This window comes from cyanobacterium endosymbiont of Rhopalodia gibberula, assembly GCF_003574135.1.
Taxonomy (GTDB): Bacteria; Cyanobacteriota; Cyanobacteriia; order Cyanobacteriales; family Microcystaceae; genus Rippkaea.
In genome coordinates, this window is the sequence record NZ_AP018341.1 from 2,712,538 (window position 1) to 2,734,688 (window position 22,151).

Sequence of the window (22,151 nt, forward strand, 5' to 3'; positions counted from 1 at the left end):
AATATAGGCGGCAAGGGAGGCGCAGTTAATATTTTTTAGTTCATTAGGCACAGAAATTACAGTCCTAAGATATGGAAAAGCTTTTCTTTATATAACTCAGGTGGAGTAATTTCAGTATTAGTAGGAGTTTCACATTGACAAAAAAAGTTCAGATGATGCTTTCAAATACTCGTTTCTAGAGGAGAAAAAGTACAATATTTTGTAGTAAACTCTCCAAAAGAAAATTTTCACGGATCAGTACACACAGTCCTTTGTTACCAAAGTCAAAATACATAGGTTTCATCGTTTAATTATTTATCTGAACAAGGCGGGTATTGCCCACCCGACCGTTAAGATAATAATTCCCGGACGTCAGCCACTTCTCCTTTAATGGCTGCAGCCACTACCATTGCTGGACTCATTAACAAGGTTCGTCCGGTAGATGAGCCCTGACGGCCTTTAAAATTACGGTTAGAGGAGGAGGCACTGATTTGATCTCCTTTTAACTTATCAGGATTCATAGCCAAACACATCGAACATCCAGCCTCGCGCCATTCGAATCCAGCTTCAACAAAGATTTTATCAAGACCTTCGGCTTCTGCCTGAAGTTTAACCCGTTCTGAACCTGGAACTACAAAAGCTTTTACCCCTGCAAAAACCTGGTATCCTTGAGCAAATTTAGCCGCTTCTCTTAAGTCGCTAATACGACCGTTAGTGCAACTCCCAATAAAGCAAACATCCACTTTAGTACCTTTAATCGGGGTTCCTGGGGAAAGTTGCATATACTGATAAGCCTCTTGGGCAATCGCGCGATCACTATCGGGTAAACTCTCAGGGGTAGGAATCTCTTCGTCAACTCCAATTCCTTGACCTGGGGTAATTCCCCAAGTAATTGTCGGCTCAATCTCTGCAGCGTCAAACACCACAATATCATCGTAGATTGCATCCTTATCAGAGCGGATACTTTTCCACCATTGTACTGCCTCATTCCAATTGTTTCCTGTGGGGACAAAATCTCTCCCATTAAGGTAGTCAAAGGTCACTTGATCGGGGTTGACATAGCCACATCTGGCTCCCCCTTCAATAGACATATTACACACCGTCATTCTTTCTTCCATGGACATACCATCAAAGGTAGTTCCGGCGTATTCGTAGGCGTAACCAACCCCTCCTTTAACTCCCAATTTACGTATAATATGGAGGATCACATCTTTAGCATATACTCCAGAGCTTAAAGTCCCGTTAACTTCAATTCTACGGACTTTTAGCTTAGACAAGGCTAGAGTTTGGGAAGCTAAGATATCCCTAACTTGAGAAGTTCCTACCCCAAGAGCGATTGCCCCAAAAGCTCCGTGGGTGGAGGTATGAGAGTCTCCACAGGCAATGGTCATCCCTGGTTGGGTTAACCCTTGTTCTGGTGCGATAACATGGACAATTCCTTGATTTCCTGAGCCAATACCGTAGAAGCGGATACCGTTCTCTTTAGCGTTGGTTTCTAACGCTTGAATCATCTCTTCGGCCAGATAGTCAGCGAAGGGGCGAGATTGATTTTCTGTCGGGACAATGTGATCGACGGTGGCGACAGTGCGATGACGATACAACACTTTCAGCCCTCTTTCGCGCAACATAGCGAATGCCTGAGGACTGGTGACTTCGTGAATCAGATGGAGCCCAATAAAGAGTTGGGTTTGTCCTGAAGGTAAAATTCTGACGGTGTGGGCATCCCAAACCTTGTCGAATAGGGTTCTTTGACTCATGTAGGTGTACTAACTAAATCTTTTGAAGATACATCGTTTACATATTATTTGTGTATGGTAGCGTTTTTTTTCCTCTAAAGCTTATCTTTTTTTCTAGTCAGATATTGAGTGTAACCTTTTTTATAGTAAGGGCTAGTCTCCTTTTCAAAAAACTTTATTTATGGTTTTTGACATTGGAGTGATATATTACTTTTTCTATAAAGAAGCTGAACACAATTAGCTTATAAATATACTCCTGACTGCCAATAAAGATATTTACAACCAACTCCTAGTTAAATTTCACTCTAACCTCATTGAGGGTGAAGTAAAGTGTTATAGTATTGATACTATTTAGTTAATTTTCTGTTTAGTTAACTTTTGTAATACTACCCACAGTTTACTTCCTAATTTTTCTATCCAGGAGATAATCATATCAAGCCATCCTAAGATATCCTCTAAAGGATGTTTAACATACCCTGTAGACTTAGCTTCGGTTTCAATCCAGTTTGGTGGTATTTCCCTAAGATTATCTCGGGGTTTTGCTTGTTTCAAGGAGGAATAAGTAGACGATATTATTCCAATTAAATTATGTTTTTTCTTAATGTCATAGATAGATTTAGAAACATGTTTAAGCTTCTTATTTTTTTTGTTTACTATCTGTTTGCTCTGGTGTTTAAGAGATATCGTTAGGTCGTCTTCTGAGAATTTGTCTAATTTAGTTTTTCTTTTGGAAGCTTGCGGTAAAGCCATAGGTGAATCAGTTAACTTTTTGGATGAGTTAGAAGTTGTTTTTTCTAAATAAAGATCATCCCAAGATAACCAGGTATCATCGATACCTTCATTAGTCAGGTCAGTTTGATGTGAACCAAAGTTAGAAGATGAAAAATAGGATTTAATAGCTTTAATAGATTGTTTTGGTTTTAATTGAAAATTAGAGTTTTTCTTGCTAAAAAGGTAAATAATAGCCGCAAAAATCAGTTTTCTAATTTGAAAAGGATTGTTTGTTTCTTCTATTAAAGATCTGTTTATCCATTTCTGTAGTTTCTGTCTAATCTTTTTGATTGGTTTTACATTGTAACTAATAGTTTTATATTGAAATAATTTAGGTTTCTTTTGTAGACAAGACGCTTTTTTAAACTTACTTGTTGAATAGACATTAATCGATTGATTGGTTTCAGAGAAAAACTGTTTTGATTGATAATTTCTGTGAAAATAGTTGGTTTTCGTCTTTTGAGTAACGTTTTTTAGGTATTTGATATTCAAATTAGATGATTGTTTCGCTACACTACTGACTGACTGGTGAGCAATTCTAACTCTTAAAAAAGATTCCCCAAATAGATTAAGTCTTGTTGCCATTGGACTTGTTTGCATCCATCGCATTCCTTGCCAAAACCAGCGTACTGGAGGTAAGACATTTTGGGGGTTAGTCGAAAAGCTAGAGATTAAACCAGGAGTTTTGCGAGATTGAGTTAGTTTGAAGCGACGATCATACCAATAGTTAGCAGTTTCCACCTGAATAAGCTTTTGAAGAATTTTTTGTTGACTAGGGGAAAGAAGATCAACAGTCTGATTGTTTGACTTAACTAACACTAGATAACAGCTATCTAAAACACTAGCAATTCCTTGAATTGTGAACTGCCTAGTTAAATTGCCGCTATTAGTTTCTGTCTGTGTAACTTGCTCCCCCAATAGGAATTCAGAAGAGGCTAACCAAGGTTCAATTTCTTGTAAAACTTTATTTAGGGGACGCTCACTATTCAGGGGAAAGGAAGAAATTTCCTCAGAAGATAAGGAAATTCGTTCAACAGTTTGTCCCAATTGCCGTCGAACTGTTCGGCCTACTTGCACAAACAAGTACAATGGATAAACAAGAATTTGCGTTCCCCACTCAGCCGTAACCCTTAGATGTCGGACAACACGGCTTAGACGATCGCGTAACTCTAAGGACTGACGATTCACGAAATTGAAAAGTCTACTTTTATATGGACGACTGGGGGAAGAAGGCATAGGCATTTTAAGTCGCTAACCTCAGCTGCTTTTTCATTATGCCTGAAAGTTGCGGCAAAGGAACTTTATTCAACCAAAATTTGATCGGTATTTATGCACATCAAAGAAAATCTAGAGACAATTGTTAATTGATTAAGCACTAGTTTTAGGAACTTCTGCGGGTTCGGTTAAGGTTACCTCTGGGTTCAACAAAAAAACTTTTGTATAGCCACACTACTAACATTGCTCCCATAATAGGCGCGACCTGAGACAATAAAAATTACAAGATAAAAGCCGGGTTTCGGCAAAATAAAGCTACCTTTGTATGGTGTCTTAAGTTAATGGATATATTTGTTAAGCGAATGCTGAACAGTTATGTGGATTAGAGTGAGAGCCAATTTAAATAGTGGGAGGAGCCAATCTAACCAAGGCGAGGCGATAAGTTACATCTAAAATAATGATGACTCTTTCAGACCGGCCGTGACAAAATCATAATGAACCACCAGCTGAAAATCTTACTTTGCAATATTCCTAAGATTCTAAAAACTTAATTTCTATAATGATCAAGCTTTTGAAGTTACAAAATGAAGTCAGAATGATAGTTTTGGAAGTTGTCAACTACTGGCTCATCAGGCTCAATCTAGAAGGGCTAAATTTAATTTTTTAGTTAAATTATTTGCTTTGTTCAATTATTCCTCATTTAATGTACAGAAAAGAGACCCTCCAAAAATCTTCACTTTGAATTAACTACCAAAGTTAGAGGTTTCTTATACTTCATAAAAAAACAAAGAAGATTGATTAGCAATATTCTTTCTGATTACTCTGTTACTCAATTGTTAAACTCTTTATAATGGTGCGGAGATTAGCCACAATATTTTGATATAATTATCTTATTCGCTCCCAGAAGAACCAATATAATCGTGATTATAGAGAAGGCAAAACTTGTCTTACTTCTGCTTCTTAAGCAACTGTATTAATCAGTATTGGTTTACTGTATTTTTGACTTTAATAGTCTTAGATTGAGTATTTTTGATGAATCAAGCTATCTATTTACTGTTCGTATGCTTGGTTGTTCTTCCGTGCTTATACCAATTGACGTTTCCGTTCTCGTTAACCTATAGGCTTTTGCGTAAAATTAAAAGGCATTATAAGTAGTAATTAACTTCCGTTTTTTAACCCAAATTATTCTAATTTGCTAATGTATTAAACATCTTAAATTTGCCGTTAATATGCGATTTTGTTAAGAAATTATTTCATCTTAAGGAGAAGATTCTACTCATTCATCGCGAACCACTTCTACTGTTTTCATCACATTTTTAGTATCTTTCCACACATAAATATTAGGTTATCGCTATCCTTAATACTCAAAACCTAAGGGAGTAATTGCCTCCTTAATAGCCACTTGTTTATCTTGAATTCCTGGAATTTTCGCAACTTTAATCATTTAATTCATCCAAGTTTGATACCATAACTGTTATAAAAAATCAAATCTACTTCTTCTAAGGCTACGCTATCAATAGAAACAAGTTTATAAATGTGAAGCTCAGCTCCAGATTCAAAAATTTTCTCATGCATGATTAGTCCCAAATTTTCAATAACTAAACTGGTAGATACTACCTGCTAACAGTCATTAATTTCCAACCTTAAAATAATTACCCAAGTCAATGGCTTTTGTCTTTGTCGTCTTATCTCTGTTTTCCAGAAGTTGGATTTCTATTCAGTGAAGGATTTTTAGGTGAATAAGATGAGGAGCGTATTGATGAATTTGTATGTAATTGTTGGCGACCATTACGAATAACATTAAGCATACTGTTAAGTTCTTGTTCTAGCTGTGTCAGCACCCCATCAGTATAACTATCGGCATCCTCCTGAAGTTTTTGAGATTCTGCAAAACTTTGCTGACGCAATTTTTGCATTTCCGCCGTTGTTAATTGGCGTAACTGTTCCATTTCTGCTACAGTCTGTTTCTGTATTGTCTCACAGTCTTGCTGAACCTGTTGGCGTAGTTGATTGGCTTCTTGTTGTGCTTGTTGGATGATTCGTGTCTCATCTAAAATTTGCGCTGCCTGTTGCTTAGCTGATTGAATAACTTGTTGTGCGTAAGCTTCTGCTTCTGTTAAGAGTTGCTCTTCTTGCTCGAGAACCATTAAAGCTTGGCGAATTGACTCAGGAAGTTTATCTCCAATGAGATCGAGTTGATCGATTAACTTTGCTTCATCAATTATTGTCCATCGTGTTAAAGGAATATGAAAACTTTCGTAAATCATTTCCTGAAGGCGAGCAAGTTCTTGTTGAATATCAAAATCAACTTCTCGGCGATTGGTCATAGCCTTATTTTGATGGTTGACCGTTTCATTACGGGATGATGGATTTCGGCGTAGCATAGAGATTAGGTTAATGGACTCTCAAAAAGTATAAATTATGATTGACTTTCACGATAGTACCGATAAATACCTCTAGCTACATTTTCAGGAACTAAATGGCAGATATAACCGCCAAATTGTGCAATTTCTTTAACATTACTGCTGCTTAAGAAACTATATTCAGTGGTTTCGGAAAGTGTTTTATTGATGTGGGCCATTTTGAAGTTCTTTCTCAAAGAAAGATAAAACTCTTAACCCTCTTAACAAAACCCCAACGCTCATTACGAATAACATTAAGCATACTGTTAAGTTCCTGTTCTAGCTGTGTCAGCACCCTATCAGTATGACTATCGGCATCCTCCTGAAGTTTTTGAGATTCTGCAAAACTTTGCTGACGTAATTTTTGCATTTCCGCCGTTGTTAATTGGCGTAACTGTTCCATTTCTGCTACAGTCTGTTTCTGTATTGTCTCACAGTCTTGCTGAACCTGTTGGCGTAGTTGATTGGTTTCTTGTTGTGCTTGTTGGATGATTCGTGTCTCATCTAAAATTCGCGCTGCCTGTTGCTTAGCTGATTGAATAACTTGTTGTGCGTAAGCTTCTGCTTCTGTTAAGAGTTGCTCTTCCTGCTCGAGAATCATTAAAGCTTGGCGAATTGAGTTAGGAAGTTTATTCCCAATGAGATCGAGTTGATCGATTAACTTTGCTTCATCAATTATTGTCCATCGTGTTAGAGGAATATGAAAACTTTCGTAAATCATTTCCTGAAGGCGAGTAAGTTCTTGTTGAATATCAAAATCAACTTCTCGGCGATTGGTCATAACCTTATTTTGATGGTTAACCGTTTTATTACGAGATGATGGATTTCGGCGTAGCATAGAGATTAGGTTAATAGACTCTCAAAAAGTATAAATTATGATTGACTTTCACGATAGTACCGATAAATATCTCTAGCTACATTTTCAGGAACTAAATGGCAGATAGAGCCGCCAAATTGCGCGATTTCCTTAACATTACTGCTGCTTAAGAAACTATATTCAGTGGTTGTTGCTAAAAAGACGGTTTCTATTTCTTCGGAAAGTGTTTTGTTGGTGTGGGCCATTTGGAGTTCTTTCTCAAAATCTGATAAAACTCTTAATCCTCTTAACAAAACCCCAGCGCCACGTAATCTAGCATAGTCTACTGTGAGTCCAGTAAAACTATCAACTTTAACATTAGTTAAATGTTGAGTACATTCACGAATTTGTCCAACGCGCTTTTCTACGGAAAATAACGAATGTTTATTAGGGTTGCATAACACAGCAACAATAATTTGCTCAAACAACTTTCCCCCCCGTTCAATAATGTCAAGATGACCGAGGGTAATGGGATCAAAGCTGCCAGGATAAATTGCAATCACGAAATTTAGTTGATAAGAAAAGTTAGGTCATTTTCCTACCTAAAACTCCTCTTGATTAAGGTACGTAAGTCTAAGATACAATTAAAACATAATCTGATTTGTAAAGCCTTAGAAGCTCAACCGTATCAGCAACTTGTTGCTGATACAGTTAGGTGCGGATCGCTCTAGGTTAGGTGGCGATTAATGTACTGGCAACATTAGTACGTATAATCGCCTTTTAAACAACATTGACGAATAAACTCAGCCACAAAACTATTCCTGCTCTCGTTTACATCCACTCCAAGAGTATCCACTTCATCTACGAGTCTCTCTCAAACAATATTTACAGTTTTTTCTTCCTGCTGTGACTGATATTCCCAAGACTTGAAGCAATTATTGAACGATTCATTTGAATTTATTTGTGTTAAATAGCTTTAGTTGAACCTTTAATGAAATCAATTAGCCTACTGTAATAGGTTTTTAATAAAAGACACCGCCCTCCCTAAATTGAGCTAGAAAAGGATTCACCAGTTGATATCAACAGTATAATTTGTATGATTTTAGCTAATCTTAATGCTTTATGTATAGTTTTTTAACTAGATGGCATAGATTGATCTCAATGTTCTCACAACCAAATAGAAAGCACAGGCTAAATTTGCCGGTGTGTTCCCAGGATAGGGAATTCAGAATATGATCTTGTCTAGGGTTTTATCTATTTGCAAGATAGTAAAAAAAATTTTCCCTAAATAAAATATTTTGTTAAACATAATCGGTGATTGAGATAGATAATGGAGAACTTAACATTTACTTAGATTCTAACTTTTTTTCTAGGTTTTTAAAAAAACTTCCTTTAACTTGGATGGTTAAAGGAAGTTTTTGATCTAATGAAATCCTTAATTGAGAAATTTTATTATTATAAGAAATAACCCAATTAATTTAGTAAGCTCCGTTATTTCTAGGGAAAACTACAACCTCAATGGTTTTAGCCATCACCCAAAGATCCATTAACCAATTGCGGTAATTTACATAGTAGACATCGATTTGAACCCGTTGGGGATAAGGAATATCATTGCGCCCTGAAACTTGCCATAAACCCGTAATTCCGGGACGAATTGTAAGAACCTTATCAATACGATTCCCGTATTTACAGAGTTCTTCAGGAACTAAAGGTCGCGGACCGACGACACTCATATTCCCTTTGAGAACATTCCAGAATTGAGGAAATTCATCTAAGCTAGTTAAACGCAAAAATTTCCCAATCCAAGTAATTCGTGGATCGTCTCTAAGTTTAAAGTTATTTTCAAACTCAGCCCGCATCTGAGGGGAGTTTGCCATCATCGACTCTAGAACCTCATCAGCATTATGAACCATAGTTCGGAACTTAATACAGCCGAACTTCTTAAAATTTTTACCAGCTCTCTCTTGGACATAAAAAATGGGTCCAGGAGAACTGGCGGCAATTAATAACCCTAAAATCAAATAGAGCGGAGAAAAGAAAATCAAAACAAAGAGAGAAAAACTAATATCAAAGACTCGCTTGGCAACATCTCCATCTAATAAAGTCTGTGACCATGACCTTTGATATCTTCCTTGGGACAACGAGGGAGTTAAACCTCGTCTCATCAAAGCTTGTAAGGCTTTGACAGAGATAAATTGGCTGTTAGCAGTCATCTTACTCCTTCACATCACATCACATCACACCACACATTCCCGATCATAAAGCCAGACGACCTAAATTATGGCAATTCTGCTCATAAAAATCAGGAATTTTTCTCGGAACTTTTTTGGATAAAGTCCTTCTCACAATCTTTTAAAAACGCTAAATAAGACATTTCAAAGATTTTCGGGGTAAATTTAGCTGCCTGTTGACGACAGCTTTCCGATTTAATCAGATGTTGAAACTGTTCAAAAGTTTCAACAGCTTTAACTAAATTTCCTGAAGTCTGGGAAGAAAAAAGAATTCCTGTTCCCTTTTGGGGATATTGACGAATATCAAGCACTGTTTCTAGCGCACCACCTCCTCCATAAGCAATAACTGGGGTTCCACAGGCTTGTGCTTCGACTAAGGCAATTCCAAAGTCTTCACAAGCAGCATAGACAAAGGCTTTTGCCTTAGCCATATATTGTTCAACGACCTGATTAGATTGATTCCCTAATACCCTAATATTGGACTTAGCCAATTGGCGAATTAAAGGAAGATCAGGACCGTCACCGATAATAACTAAAGGATAACCCAATTGATTAAATGCCCGCACTATTAGTGAAATCTTTTTATAACTTACCAATCGGGAAACGCTCAGATAAAAATCTTCTTTGTGGGGAGTAAAATCAAACCGTTCAAGGTTTACAGGAGGATAAATAACTTTTGCTTGACGACGATAGCAACGCCAGATTCGACGTGCCGTGTGATGAGAATTAGCAATAAAGTAATCAACTCGATTAGCACTGGCCACATCCCATTGACGCAAACGGTGTAAAAGATAGCGGGTTATAAGACCTGCAATTCCTTTTCCTGCAGAAGAATTTTGCAAATAATCAAAGGTTAAGTCCCAAGCATAGCGCATTGGAGTATGACAGTAACAAATATGAAGTTGGTTAGGATTGGTTAGAATTCCTTTAGCCACCGCATGGGACGATGACAAAATAACATCATAGTTTCGTAGATCAAACTGTTCTATGGCAATTGGCAACAGGGGTAGATATTTTTGGACCCCATTACGCGCCAGTGGAAAATGTTGTAGAAAAGTAGACCCTATTGAGCGTCCGTAGAGATAACTTTGGGGATTAGTAGATTCAAAATCAATTAGGGCGTACAGATCTGCTTCAATGTGCTGTAAAATTTCTTCAACAACCAGCTCTGACCCCCCCGTTGCTTTGGGAGTCAACCATTCGTGAACTAGGGCATATTTCATAACTGTTATCCCTTGTCTTGGGTAAGGTCACAAAGGTAAGGGTCGTTAAGAGAAGACAAGACGAGTTTCAGATGATTCTATTAGTGGAAAAACAGAAAACTTTTGGGAGCAATCATTAAGTTACTGAGTTGCTCGCTATTTTTTCTAAAAAGAAGGAACGGTTAACTCAATTGGTTAAAACTCGTCAGCTTCTTGATAACTATTAATTGATCCTGAATCATTATCCCGCTTGGACCCTAATAATTCTAGCCGATCTACTACAATTACTGGACTAGAACGATTTGCTCCAGTATTGCGATCAGTCCAAGTTTCGATGATTAATTCTCCTTGAATGCCAATCAATCCTCCTTTTCTTACGTAATTAGCTGCTATCTCGGCTGGTTTATTCCAAATTTTGAGTTTAAACCAGTCTGGCGCATCAGTCTTACCACTGCGACGACCAACTGCTAAAGAAAGCTCACATAAAACTTTTCCCGAGTCAAAATACCTGACCTGTGGATCAGCACCTGCACGACCCACTAAATTAATAACGTTTAATCCCATTTATCTGTTAACTTCAACCGGTAATTTAGTGCGAAAATACCTTTATTGTAGAGGAAAATTATCTTGATGACTTTAATTAATCTAAATTAAAACTGATGATCATTACCATTATGGAAAAAGTTTAGAGTCAAACTATGATTTATAAACAATCAACAATTAGGGAACGAATTCATAAGGTCATTAATAAGCAAGGGTCAAGGCCGATAAATTATGCTTACAATTTGAGTGTTTATCACTATCAATTCTTTAATTCAGCTAAACTTACCATTGAGAAACATAATTACGATTTCATTGATATCCTTAACTCTGGGGTCATTTTTAATTAGTCAGTTAGTCATTATAATTTTAGGAAGTGTAACCAAAAATGCCAAAAATTGGTTTTTTTAGTCGTTTTTCTCTATCAAGAGATATGGGTATAGATTTAGGAACGGCCAATACCCTTATCTATGTTTCTGGTAAGGGGGTGGTGCTTGAAGAACCATCAGTAGTTGCTATTGATCAAGAGCGAAAAATTCCTTTGGCAGTTGGGGAAGAAGCTAAAAAAATGCTAGGTCGTACTCCAGGAAATGTAATAGCTGTGCGTCCCCTGCGCGACGGTGTAATCGCTGACTTTTTAAGTGCTATGATCATGCTCAAAGAATTTATTAATCGCGCCAACGAGGGGCGTTCCTTAGGAAATCCAAGAATGGTGATTGGAATTCCCAGTGGCATTACCGAGGTGGAGCGTCGCGCAGTAATCGATGCCGCTAGAGAGGCTGGAGCCAGAGATGTGGGGTTAATAGAAGAACCGGTTGCAGCTGCCCTTGGTGCTGGTTTGCCTGTTACCGAAGCTACGGGTAATATGATTGTCGACATTGGTGGGGGAACTACAGAAGTAGCGGTTTTAAGTCTACAAGGACGAGTGCTTAGTGAATCTGTTCGGGTGGCAGGAGATGAACTCACTGAGTCTATCATTAACTATATGAAAAAAGTTCATAATCTCGTGATAGGGGAACGGACAGCCGAAGAAATTAAAATTCGTTTAGCATCAGCCTATCCGCTACGACATGAAGATGAACCCACTATGGAAGTTCGTGGGTTACACTTAATGTCTGGCTTGCCGCGAACCATAACGGTTAAAGGTGAAGAAATTAGAGAAAGTATGGCTGAACCTTTAGCAGTTATTGTCGATGCAGTGAAACGGACTTTAGAAAGGACTCCCCCAGAATTAGCAGCGGACATTATTGATCGAGGAATTATGTTAGCTGGTGGGGGAGCTTTACTCAGAGGTCTTGATACTCTTCTAAGCCATGAAACCGGTATTGTGACTCACGTAGCTGAAGATGCTCTACGCTGTGTTGTCAAGGGAACTGGAGAAGTTCTCAAAAACCCTAAAATCTTAGATAGAGTTTTGAGAGAAAGCTCCCGTCTAATTTAATAAACAACTTCTTAGGTAATTGCAAGCAATAATATGCTAACAGTGAGGCGTTGGTATGCTCGATATGGCTCAAAATTGACGTGGGCAATGATAGCCTTAGGAATCGGTTGGTTTTTTCGACAAACACAGGGTGCACCTATACTAGAACTATACTATTGGCTTAGTCGTCCTTTTGAGCCAGCTCCCTCTGTGTTACTACAAGAGCGACTCACTAACGCCCGAATTCAAGAGTTGGAAATGCGTTTGGCTGAACTAGAACGACAAAATCAACAGCTACAAAAACTCCTAGGATACTTTGAGACACAATCTCAATCAGTGATCACTGCTCCTATTATTGGGCGTAGTACAGACGATTGGTGGAAACAAGTGATTTTAGGTCGAGGGAGTCGAGATGGGATTGAAGTTGGTTTTATTGTTACCGGTATTGGAGGTATCATTGGTCGGGTGGTGGATGTTACTCTCCATACCAGCCGAGTTTTATTAGTCAGCGATCCCACAAGTCGGGTGGGAGCTACGGTGAGTCGCAGTCGCACCATGGGGTTAGTGGAAGGGAAAGGCTCTCGAATAGTAGTGATGCGATTTTTTGAGAAAGTTCCCAAGGTTCATCCTGGTGACACTATTACTACTTCTCCAGTGAGTCGTCTTTTTCCAGGAGGTTTACCTATTGGACGGGTTGAGTCAGTGAATCTTGAAAGTAGTCCAGCTCCTCAGGCAACAATTAAATTAACGGCTCCAATTAATGATTTAGAATGGGCAATTGTCTATCCCTTTGACAGCAAATGATGTTTTGGTTTCGCTATTATTTTATAAACATTTTGGTGATTGGCGGGTCTATCACCCTATGTTTATTACTGTCTCCCACTCGTTTACCTGGGACAGAGTTGTTAGGTATTGGTACTAATTGGGTGTTAATTTGGGTGGTGATCTGGAGTGTCAATCGGACTGTTTTTCAAGGGGTAATAGCAGGACTGTTATTAGGATTGATTCAAGATGGATTGACAGGAGCTTATCCCTCCCATGTTTTTGGTCTAGTCTTAGTAGGATTTCTGACAGCTCGTTTACAAAAACAACGCTATCTTCAAGAAGACTTTATTTCGATTGCCTTGATTGTCTTTGTTATGGTTTTTTTAGTAGAAACCGTTACAGCAATTCAATATTTTGCGGGCAAAATGCGTCCTTTGGAAGAAATTAGTAGGGACTATCGACAGTTAGTTTTGTCCTCAGCAATTTTGAGTAGTTTATGGGCCCCTGTGTTCTATTATCCTCTTAATTCCTGGTGGGAAAAAGCCCCTCATAAAACTCAATATAAAGTAAATAGCAAAAAATAAAAATAAAAATTTTTCTATACTGAGAGTAATAAATTAATAGCTAATAACTCCTATAATCTTGACTGTAAATCAATCCTATAACTCCAATAACTCAATATTGATACGATTAGATTTTTGAAACTTTGGAAATTTTATAAAGTAGGGCTTTAAGCTTTTATTTATTAAATGTCACAGCTATAGCACTATACAAAAATATTAGGACAGTTTTCTCTTAGAAAAGAACTAATCAAATGTTTAAGTGAGCGTTATCAGTTATGCCAGCATTTTATAGTCATAATCTACGTTAAAAAGCGGTTAGAAGGGGAACAACATTACTCGATAGTATATAAATACATACGCACTAAAAATCAAGGATAGCCATAAAAAAACTTATAGGTATCAAGAAATAAGCTAGAATAAAAAAAGTTCAAAAAAACGGAAATATATTTGTAAATAAAATTTTATTCTTATACAGATAAAATTATCCATATTAATATAGTTATCTAAAAAAAGATACTGTTCTCATTTGGAAACAGGTGAAGATATTATCATTATAATCTGGTTTTCTTGGTCAGTATATCGAACTATTAAATAATTTTATCCACTACAGGTCCCCATTGCAAATAAGTATTTTCTAATTTAGTAGACTATAATCACTTTATGGAACTTATGCCCTGAATAATGGTTTTTATGTAAAATTTTTTACACACCGGTAAAGGATAAATTAGAGAAACTAGTTTTATCTAAACTACTCTAATAAAAGTTTTTTATCAAGCTCACAGTAATGCATACCAAGTCTTTGAAGGCTGAGTTGAATAAGACCAAAATTCTGTGGAGTAGCTATTAGTAGCTTAAACCATATTTGATTATAAGCGACTACGATAAAATATCGGTTATTGAGTTGACTCCAGACAATACAGTTCTTGGTTTAAGGCAAGAACTGTATTGGTCTCTTATTGAAAGTCCAAGGATATATTACTCACAAACCATATCGACAGAATATGAAGTAAAATTAAGTAAAACTAATTAATAAAATTTAACTTCTTAGGCTTTATTTAATTGAAACGATCAACGATTAACTTGAAAATATATCTCGCATTGAATATTTGAAACATCGAAGTTTTTAGAAGTATTTAGAACTGTTTAGATTTTTTTTATTTAGCTTGTTACTTGATTCTGGCGAAAAGGTAGCTTAGCATTGTCTCCTGCCGTTTAAAAAAACATTGTAGTCTTGATTATTTGCAGTTGATATTTAAAATAATCGTTAACCTTGTCGTATTTTGACTTAGATATTGAGAATAGCAACCATATTTTTAAATCTCGTTGGACTCACATTTTATAGGATACCTTAGACAAATTACAGTTTTTTGAGTAATTTCTATTTTGTTTTTTTTGTAACGCACTAAAACGTCTTTTTGTGTATTATGCTACCCTGATATATCCTACAGTTCTCTTGCCATTGGCTTTATAAACACTCTCTTAGAACTAAATTTTTTGAAGTGATTCGTCTACAATAACCTATCAACCACTAGAAGAATATTCTTACATAGAAGAAATACTCAGTTTTTTAGCATTATAAATTGGGTCTGAGAGGTCTTGATTCAACTATCTTTGATCTCTAACAAAATGACTACATCTAATTAAATCAATCGAACTCTTATTAATTAATAAGCAAGATTATTTGTTTAATTTAATCCACAAAAATCGAAAAGATATGCTCAAGCTATTCTAACCGACTTACAACAAGGAAAAACAGAAGTTGAAACAGTGGATGAGTTAATTACGGATTTATTGTAGTCAAACGATAAGAGTTATTTCAGAGAATCTTGTACTCCGTCTTCAAAATCTTATAAGTTAATAAACAGTCTAAGTGATTTGTTATCTTGTTCTATTGGTTATGATTAATATATAATTTCTGTTCTTTTCAAAATGAAAACTTAGCAGAATTTTTAATTATTTTGTTGGATAATCTATCACACGACTAGATTGATCAATAATCATATCGTTTACACAATCTTTGATCAATCTAATCAAACAGGTATTAATGATTATTCTCTAACATAAATTTAAATCATACTATTAAAAATAAACAAGTTTGTGTTTTTTGTGATATTATTTTTTAACCTAAAGTTGATAATTATTCAACAGTTACACTCTTAGCTAAATTACGAGGTTGGTCTACATCTAGCCCTCGTCTAGCAGCAATATGATAGGCTAGTAATTGTAAGGGAATAACTGCAATTATCGGGGATAATAATTCGTCAACATAGGGAACAAACAGCAAATCATCAAATGTTGATCGTGCTTCATTATTATCAATAGGTGTTACCCCAATTAACCTTGCATCTCTTGCCTTTGCTTCTTGTGCATTAGATAGTATTTTATCATAAACTAGCCCAGGCATTGCGATTGCAACGACTGGAACTTTAGAATCCAATAAGGCAATAGGTCCATGTTTCATCTCTCCTGCGGGATATCCTGCTGCATGAATATAACTGATTTCTTTTAATTTTAAAGACCCTTCTAAGGCAATAGGAAAATTAATGCTACGTCCTAAAAATATGAAGTCTTTAGTGTCAGCAAATTCATGGGCTAATTCTTCAATTTTCTTCTCTTGTTTTTCTAAAATAATCTCAATTTGAGATGGCAGTTCTCGCAAGCCCTTAATTAAGGTATTAATCTTATCCACTGTTAAATAATGTTTACGATGAGCTAAGTGAATAGCTAAGAAATAAAATCCCATTAATTGAGCCGTAAAACTTTTGGTAGCCGCTACCCCAATTTCAATACCAGCTTGGGTATTTATGATACGATCTACCATGTGGGCTAGGGTACTTTCTGGCCGATTTGTAATTCCTAAAATTCGTGCGTCATATGGAAAAACTAACCCAATGCGTCGTTGTTTTTCCATTTCTAATGCTGCTAAAGTATCAGCCGTTTCCCCTGACTGTGTAACACCAATAGTTAAGGTATTTGCAATCATCGGCGCAGGAGAATAACGGAATTCTGAGGCATATTGTACCATCGTCGGAATTCCTGCAATTTGTTCGAGTAGATACTTTCCAACTAAACTAGCATTCCAACTAGTTCCACAAGCAACAATTTGAATATAATCCACGTTATCGCACAATTCAGATGCTGATCCTAAATCAATGGGACTTAAATTGTCACCATTCTGGGCACACCAATCATTGTTTAAATAGGTTTCTAAACAACTTCTAACCACCGAAGGTTGTTCATGAATTTCCTTCAACATAAAGTGGCGAAACCCTTGTTTTTCTACCGTGGTTGCTGTCCAGTCAAGGGTTCTAGGAAGTTTTTTCAGGCGTTGTAAGGTGAAATCGTAGACTTCTACACCGAGGGGAGTTAAACGGGCAATTTCCCCATTTTCCATCGACAAAACCGCATGGGTATGAGGAACTAGGGCAGTGACATCAGAAGCACAGAAAAATTCTCCTTGACCAAAGCCAATAATGAGGGGAGCTTGATTTCGCGCCACAATTAATTCATCAGGATAATTTGCACAAATAACCGCAATTGCGAAAGACCCTCTGAGACGATGAATCGTTTTTTGAACGGCAGTAAGTAAATTATCATAGTCCGAAGTTTTAGGGAGAAATTGAGCAATTAAATGAGGAATGACTTCTGTGTCAGTTTCGGAGAGAAATTCATAACCCTGACCGATTAATTCTTCACGCAAATCTCGATAATTTTCAATAATGCCATTTTGCACCACAGCTATCTGCCTAGTTGCATCCATGTGAGGATGGGCATTATATTCTTCAGGTTTACCATGAGTTGCCCAGCGGGTGTGCCCAATGCCAACTTGAGAGGGGTTAACATCCCGTTCTAATTTTTCGCGCAGATTATATAATTTTCCCTTAGCTCGTACACAGTGAATGTTGCCTTCTCGAAGAGTAGCTACTCCTGCTGAGTCATAACCTCGATATTCTAATCTTTCTAAACCGCTCATTAAAATATCCGTTGCGGTTTGAGTCCCGATATAGCCAACGATTCCACACATAAGTTTAAACTAGAAATTGATTAATCCTATCAATTATCAGTGATTAGGTTGATTATGACTATTGATTTTTAAAGGTTGTTAGAGGTTAATAAACCTTAACTTTTACTTTCAGTCACAAATTAGAAGTTACTCTACTAAGTTATTAATGATTTATATAGACGCACCAAACTAAGGTCTTGTTTCATCTTAAACCCAGTTTAGTGACAAAAAAAAGTCACCCCGGCTAAAATCCTAAGATTGTCATGAATTAAATTTGCTCTTTTTCGCCTAATAGAATTCTTTTTGGAATACCGCGATCAGATTATTGTCGAACTAGGTATTCCTTTAGGCTGAATTATGATGGGCATCAGTGTTTAAAAATTATCTATTTCTGAACGGGGAGGAGCTACCGAGCCTGCTGGGTTCAAAAAGAGATTTCCCGCGGCGTCATTGGGATAAATACAATTAATTTCCGGTTTAGTCTCAAGAGAACCTGTAAACCCAAAAGTATTCATCCGATTTTTACAGTCTTTCACCTGTTCCCCTGTAATCAACCTTTGTTGTTCAAGTAAACTCATATTAGCGCGGCGTAATACACATCCTGGTTGCATTGCCGGTTGAGTGACAAAGACACTGAAAGGGTTAAGGGTAATAAAAACCCGCATATCAGTGACAATAGCACTAGCTCCAAATTGAACGCAAAGTTCAGCGTCAGGCACACTTTTGTCAATGACCTCCCGTGAGGCAACATTTTGGGGGTCAAAACTTGCGGTGGAACTAACTCCAATACCAACGCCAATTCCTAAGATAAAAATTCCCCCTAATAAAGCTATCTTAGCGTAATTAAATTTGGAATCAGAAGGCTCTGAAGAAGAATAACGAGGCGGTCTAGAACGAGGATGATAATCGCGAGGTCTACGTGCCATAAATAGAAATTATGATAATTTCTTGTTCAGAAAAACTAACTAAAAGAGACATCATGAAATCAGACACAGACTTTGATCACTTGATCGTATTCCAATATGAAAAGACATGATGATTATAAAACGACCTAAACTAGAGCTAGATTCAAAGATAAATATTCTCTAGTTAAAGATCTCTCATTGTTCATGATAACTAAAAAGAACCTCTTGTTCTTACTATTGCTATTTATCCCCTTCTCTTTTGCGGCTGATTATTTCCACTGGGGTTCTAAAGTAGTTTTTATCACTGCTGCTTTAGCCATTGTCCCGTTAGCTGCTTTTATGGGGGAAGCAACAGAAAAGATCGCAGTAGTTGTTGGTCCGAATTTAGGGGGACTACTCAATGCCACTTTTGGGAATGCCACTGAGCTTATTTTAGCATTAATTGCCCTCAAAGAGGGATTAATTAGTGTAGTTAAAGCCACCATTACAGGTTCAATTATTGGTAATTTATTGTTGGTTGTAGGCTTTGCTATGTTATTCGGGGGACTTCGCTACAAAGAACAGGAATTTCAACCTGTGGCTGCCCGATTAAATGCATCCTCAATGAATTTAGCAATAGTCGCTATTCTCTTACCGACAGCCGTTCAATTTACTTCCACAGGAATTGAAGAACAAACTCTACAAAATCTTTCAGTCGCTGTAGCTATCGTCTTGATTATTGTTTATATTTTAACTCTAATTTTTTCCATGAAAACCCATGTCTATCTTTACAATGTGGGAATACTGGAAATAGAAGATAAAGACTTACCAGAATCTAGTGAGGAAGACTTCAAAAAAATTAATTTAGGACAGTGGGGGTTTCTCTTATTGTTAATAACTCTTGGGGTTGCTATTGAATCGGAATTATTAGTTAATTCCCTAGAAGAAGCTACAGAATCTTTAGGACTGACCTCTTTATTCACTGGGGTTATATTACTTCCCATTGTGGGTAACGCTGCAGAACATACTACAGCAGTGACGGTTGCAATTAAAGATAAGATGGACTTATCTATGGCTATTGCAGTAGGTTCAAGCTTACAAATTGCCCTATTTGTTGCTCCAGTTTTGGTGATTTCAGGATGGATTTTAGGGCAACCGATGGATCTTGGTTTTAATCCTTTTGAATTGGTAGCTGTTGCTGTCGCCGTTTTAATTACTAATTCTATTAGTTCTGATGGTCGGTCTAATTGGTTAGAAGGAACCCTCTTATTAGCCACTTATACAGTGATTGGATTAGCGTTTTATTTCTATCCTGTGATTAATGGATTTTAAACTTGAAAGAACACGAACCAATTAAGAACAAACAACATTGTATAAGACTCCTACTATAGCCCTGAAAGGAACTAAAATCTGAGTGTAAGTTCGATGTTTCAATAAAGTTACGAATGCTACTATAGCTACGATTCTGGCTAGTAGTTACTCAGAAAAAATTGGTTTTGACAGGAAGCCTGTAATAGAGAAACTATTGCAGAAGCGATCACTCCCACTGTTCCAAGAATTTCCTTATAGAAAAGCATAATTCCCTAAACTCCGACCCATTTGAGCTAGCTAATAAGGTAAAGGCATGGCTATTATGAAATATAAGAAAGAATGAATAAAAATAGCGACGGAAGCCGCAATCTCCACTAAATATCCATCTACTTTGTAGCCGACAAAGGATGTGATTATGACAAATAAATCAGGAAAAACTTGACAGATAGCCACTCCATTAATAAGCTTAGTGGACGTTAACTAACGAAATTGATTCACCACATTCAGTTTTAGCAACGTAAGTTTGACGAGATTTAAAAACACTGTTGTTATTCTCAACAACTGACAAATAACGCTTGCAACGACTAACTCCGTTTCAATTTTGCTCCCAATTCCCACTTAATTCGATTTAAAATAGAGGACTGATCTAAAGATGATAGGATGCTTTTGACCACTGTCTTGGGACCTTCAGGACCCCAAGAAGCCCCATTAGCTAAATAACGTTTTGTTACTTGTCCAATGGCATAACACGACGCCCCTGCAACACCCCCTTGAGTGATAGCCACAGAAACATAAGGTAGCAAAGAAATACCTCCGGTAATTGGTGTAGCCAGTCCTAATAAACTTTTAAGAGAACTCAAGCCAAAAGAAGCCACAAATTCACTTCCAGTAATACCCCCCATACTTACTCCAATTTTTTGCAGCAAAGCGATTGCTCCTTGTTGAGTCATGTCTACTCCATACAATCGAGACAAAGCCAAAATCATCGCTACATCTACTACTGCCCCCGTCAATAAATCGACCACCGTCACAGGGTTAAGAGCAATCGCCACAGCTTTAGCCATTACGGCCTTCTGAATTAATTGATTGGCCGCGTCTTCTCGGATTATCAGCTTTCGTTCAACAATTTGTTCATTGACTTCTGAGGCGTACAGCATTGTATTCAGGGCTACTAGAGATTTTCCCTCTCGATGCAAAATTTCAAGAATTTTTAATTTAAGGGCTTCAACTTGCGGTTTTCCTCGCTTCCGTTGTTGTTTTAAGCTCCCTTCTTGATTCCTTATCATTTCCGTCACTAGAGGAGAAGCGGCAACCATCACAATTTCATCGGGAGATAACAACTCTTTCACTCTATCATCCCGAATTTTTTGATAAATTGCCAGACGATCAGCTTCAGGATACTGATCAATTTTGTTAAAGGCTAAAATCATCGGTTTTCCCACTTCCCGTAACTGACATAGGGTCTGATACTCTACATTAGTCATGTCTCCAGCGATAATAAATAAAATTAAATCTACCTGCCTAGCTATCTCATGGGCTAATGCTTCACGGGTTTTACCACCCACTTCATCAATCCCAGGAGTATCAATTAACTGTATTTGGGAATTTCCCCACCCTGATAATTCCAGTCTTTGAACTCCCTTATGGGTGTCATCGGTGTTCAATTGCCAGTTAGCATTATCAACAGTCTTTGTCACCCCATGTAAGGGACCTGTTTCAAAAATTGCTTTACCTAAAAGGGAGTTTAAAACCGAAGACTTTCCCCGTCCCACCATCCCAAAGGCAGCTATTTGTACCACAGACCGATCTAATTTTTCTAACATTGCCGTTAGATGATTTAATTCAGTTTCTAATCCTACTTGTTCAGATGTAGTTAAGTCGAGATGATTAACTAGCCCTCTCATTGTATTTTGAGCTTTTTTGTAGTTAATTTCCTCCTGAATTGCTTTAAAATCAAGAATTGCTTGATCCAAGTCATCAGGATTCCAACAATTATCAAAGTCGGTTTGAGACATTATGGTTAGAACAGTTAGGGTCAAAAATTTACTGTTTTCTTATTCCATTATGATTGACTGAATTTCTTATTGAGGTAAATTTTCAGTTCGTTAGATTCAGTCCCATCGCTTAAACATAAAAGGAATTTCTGTTTCTATTACAGAATAGATTAACAACTTGTCCTAAAGAACCCACCAGTTAAATCAACTAAATGGAACATTCTCCGTTGAGTTAATTATCATTACACAATCATTCAGACAATCCCCCTGGTGTCCCATTTCCTTGTAGGGTGGAGAAGAGTTTGGTCCATACATAATTAACCAAAATAACTATTATAT

15 protein-coding genes and 2 pseudogenes are annotated in these 22,151 nt (G+C 37.1%); 4 read left to right on the plus strand and 13 right to left on the minus strand.

Annotated features, from left to right (window positions below):
- Positions 1 to 329 precede the first annotated feature (329 nt).
- From leuC to RGRSB_RS08825, 9 genes and pseudogenes are all read right to left on the minus strand, one after another.
- On the minus strand, positions 330 to 1,736 hold the full coding sequence (gene leuC / locus RGRSB_RS08785; protein WP_119260720.1) for a 3-isopropylmalate dehydratase large subunit: 1,407 nt from the start codon (positions 1,734 to 1,736) through the stop codon (positions 330 to 332).
- A 330-nt stretch (positions 1,737 to 2,066) separates the two neighbouring features.
- A complete protein-coding gene (locus RGRSB_RS08790) occupies positions 2,067 to 3,728 on the minus strand; it encodes a hypothetical protein (protein ID WP_119260721.1) in 1,662 nt (553 codons plus the stop codon).
- Between the two features lie 1,658 nt (positions 3,729 to 5,386).
- Entirely contained in the window at positions 5,387 to 6,085 is a 699-nt protein-coding gene (locus RGRSB_RS08795) for a hypothetical protein (protein ID WP_172582084.1), read from the minus strand.
- Between the two features lie 35 nt (positions 6,086 to 6,120).
- Positions 6,121 to 6,334, minus strand: a pseudogene (locus tag RGRSB_RS08800) (pantetheine-phosphate adenylyltransferase); the annotation flags it as partial.
- Positions 6,297 to 6,941: a hypothetical protein gene (locus RGRSB_RS08805; RefSeq protein WP_119260723.1), complete on the minus strand. Its 645-nt coding sequence runs from the start codon at positions 6,939 to 6,941 to the stop codon at positions 6,297 to 6,299. The gene RGRSB_RS08805 and the pseudogene RGRSB_RS08800, both read right to left, overlap by 38 nt.
- Before the next feature lie 35 nt (positions 6,942 to 6,976).
- On the minus strand, positions 6,977 to 7,462 hold the full coding sequence (coaD, locus tag RGRSB_RS08810) for a pantetheine-phosphate adenylyltransferase (RefSeq protein ID WP_119260724.1): 486 nt from the start codon (positions 7,460 to 7,462) through the stop codon (positions 6,977 to 6,979).
- A gap of 915 nt (positions 7,463 to 8,377) precedes the next feature.
- The gene (locus RGRSB_RS08815; RefSeq protein ID WP_119260725.1) at positions 8,378 to 9,112 is read right to left on the minus strand and encodes an undecaprenyl-phosphate galactose phosphotransferase family protein; all 735 of its coding nucleotides are present in this window, start codon (positions 9,110 to 9,112) and stop codon (positions 8,378 to 8,380) included.
- 89 nt (positions 9,113 to 9,201) lie between these two features.
- The gene (locus RGRSB_RS08820; protein ID WP_119260726.1) at positions 9,202 to 10,353 is read right to left on the minus strand and encodes a glycosyltransferase; all 1,152 of its coding nucleotides are present in this window, start codon (positions 10,351 to 10,353) and stop codon (positions 9,202 to 9,204) included.
- A gap of 174 nt (positions 10,354 to 10,527) precedes the next feature.
- A complete protein-coding gene (locus tag RGRSB_RS08825; RefSeq protein ID WP_119260727.1) occupies positions 10,528 to 10,896 on the minus strand; it encodes a single-stranded DNA-binding protein in 369 nt (122 codons plus the stop codon).
- A 373-nt stretch (positions 10,897 to 11,269) separates the two neighbouring features.
- Here RGRSB_RS08825 and RGRSB_RS08830 point away from each other — a divergent pair, with 373 nt between their 5' ends.
- Genes RGRSB_RS08830 through mreD form a run of 3 tightly spaced genes read left to right on the plus strand, consistent with a single transcriptional unit; the run spans position 11,270 to position 13,641 of the window.
- Positions 11,270 to 12,313: a rod shape-determining protein gene (locus RGRSB_RS08830; RefSeq protein WP_119261030.1), complete on the plus strand. Its 1,044-nt coding sequence runs from the start codon at positions 11,270 to 11,272 to the stop codon at positions 12,311 to 12,313.
- Between the two features lie 33 nt (positions 12,314 to 12,346).
- The gene (gene mreC / locus RGRSB_RS08835; protein ID WP_119260728.1) at positions 12,347 to 13,096 is read left to right on the plus strand and encodes a rod shape-determining protein MreC; all 750 of its coding nucleotides are present in this window, start codon (positions 12,347 to 12,349) and stop codon (positions 13,094 to 13,096) included.
- Positions 13,093 to 13,641: a rod shape-determining protein MreD gene (gene mreD / locus RGRSB_RS08840; RefSeq protein WP_119260729.1), complete on the plus strand. Its 549-nt coding sequence runs from the start codon at positions 13,093 to 13,095 to the stop codon at positions 13,639 to 13,641. Before mreC ends, mreD begins: the two co-directional genes overlap by 4 nt.
- A 2,116-nt stretch (positions 13,642 to 15,757) precedes the next feature.
- Here the strand turns inward: mreD and glmS are convergent.
- Entirely contained in the window at positions 15,758 to 17,644 is a 1,887-nt protein-coding gene (gene glmS, locus RGRSB_RS08845) for a glutamine--fructose-6-phosphate transaminase (isomerizing) (RefSeq protein WP_119260730.1), read from the minus strand.
- Between the two features lie 353 nt (positions 17,645 to 17,997).
- Positions 17,998 to 18,549, minus strand: a complete 552-nt coding sequence (locus RGRSB_RS08850; protein WP_119260731.1) for a DUF3172 domain-containing protein — start codon at positions 18,547 to 18,549, stop codon at positions 17,998 to 18,000.
- 183 nt (positions 18,550 to 18,732) lie between these two features.
- Here RGRSB_RS08850 and cax point away from each other — a divergent pair, with 183 nt between their 5' ends.
- Complete coding sequence (cax, locus tag RGRSB_RS08855; protein WP_119260732.1) at positions 18,733 to 19,839, plus strand: calcium/proton exchanger; 1,107 nt, start codon at positions 18,733 to 18,735, stop codon at positions 19,837 to 19,839.
- A 276-nt stretch (positions 19,840 to 20,115) separates the two neighbouring features.
- Here the strand turns inward: cax and RGRSB_RS11215 are convergent.
- Together RGRSB_RS11215 and RGRSB_RS08860 are read right to left on the minus strand one after the other, a co-directional pair.
- Positions 20,116 to 20,286: pseudogene (locus RGRSB_RS11215) on the minus strand (chromate transporter); the annotation flags it as partial.
- Between the two features lie 116 nt (positions 20,287 to 20,402).
- Positions 20,403 to 21,833 carry a GTP-binding protein gene (locus RGRSB_RS08860; protein WP_119260733.1) on the minus strand — a complete coding sequence of 477 codons (1,431 nt, stop codon included), beginning with the start codon at positions 21,831 to 21,833 and terminating at the stop codon, positions 20,403 to 20,405.
- Between the last annotated feature and the right edge of the window lie 318 nt (positions 21,834 to 22,151).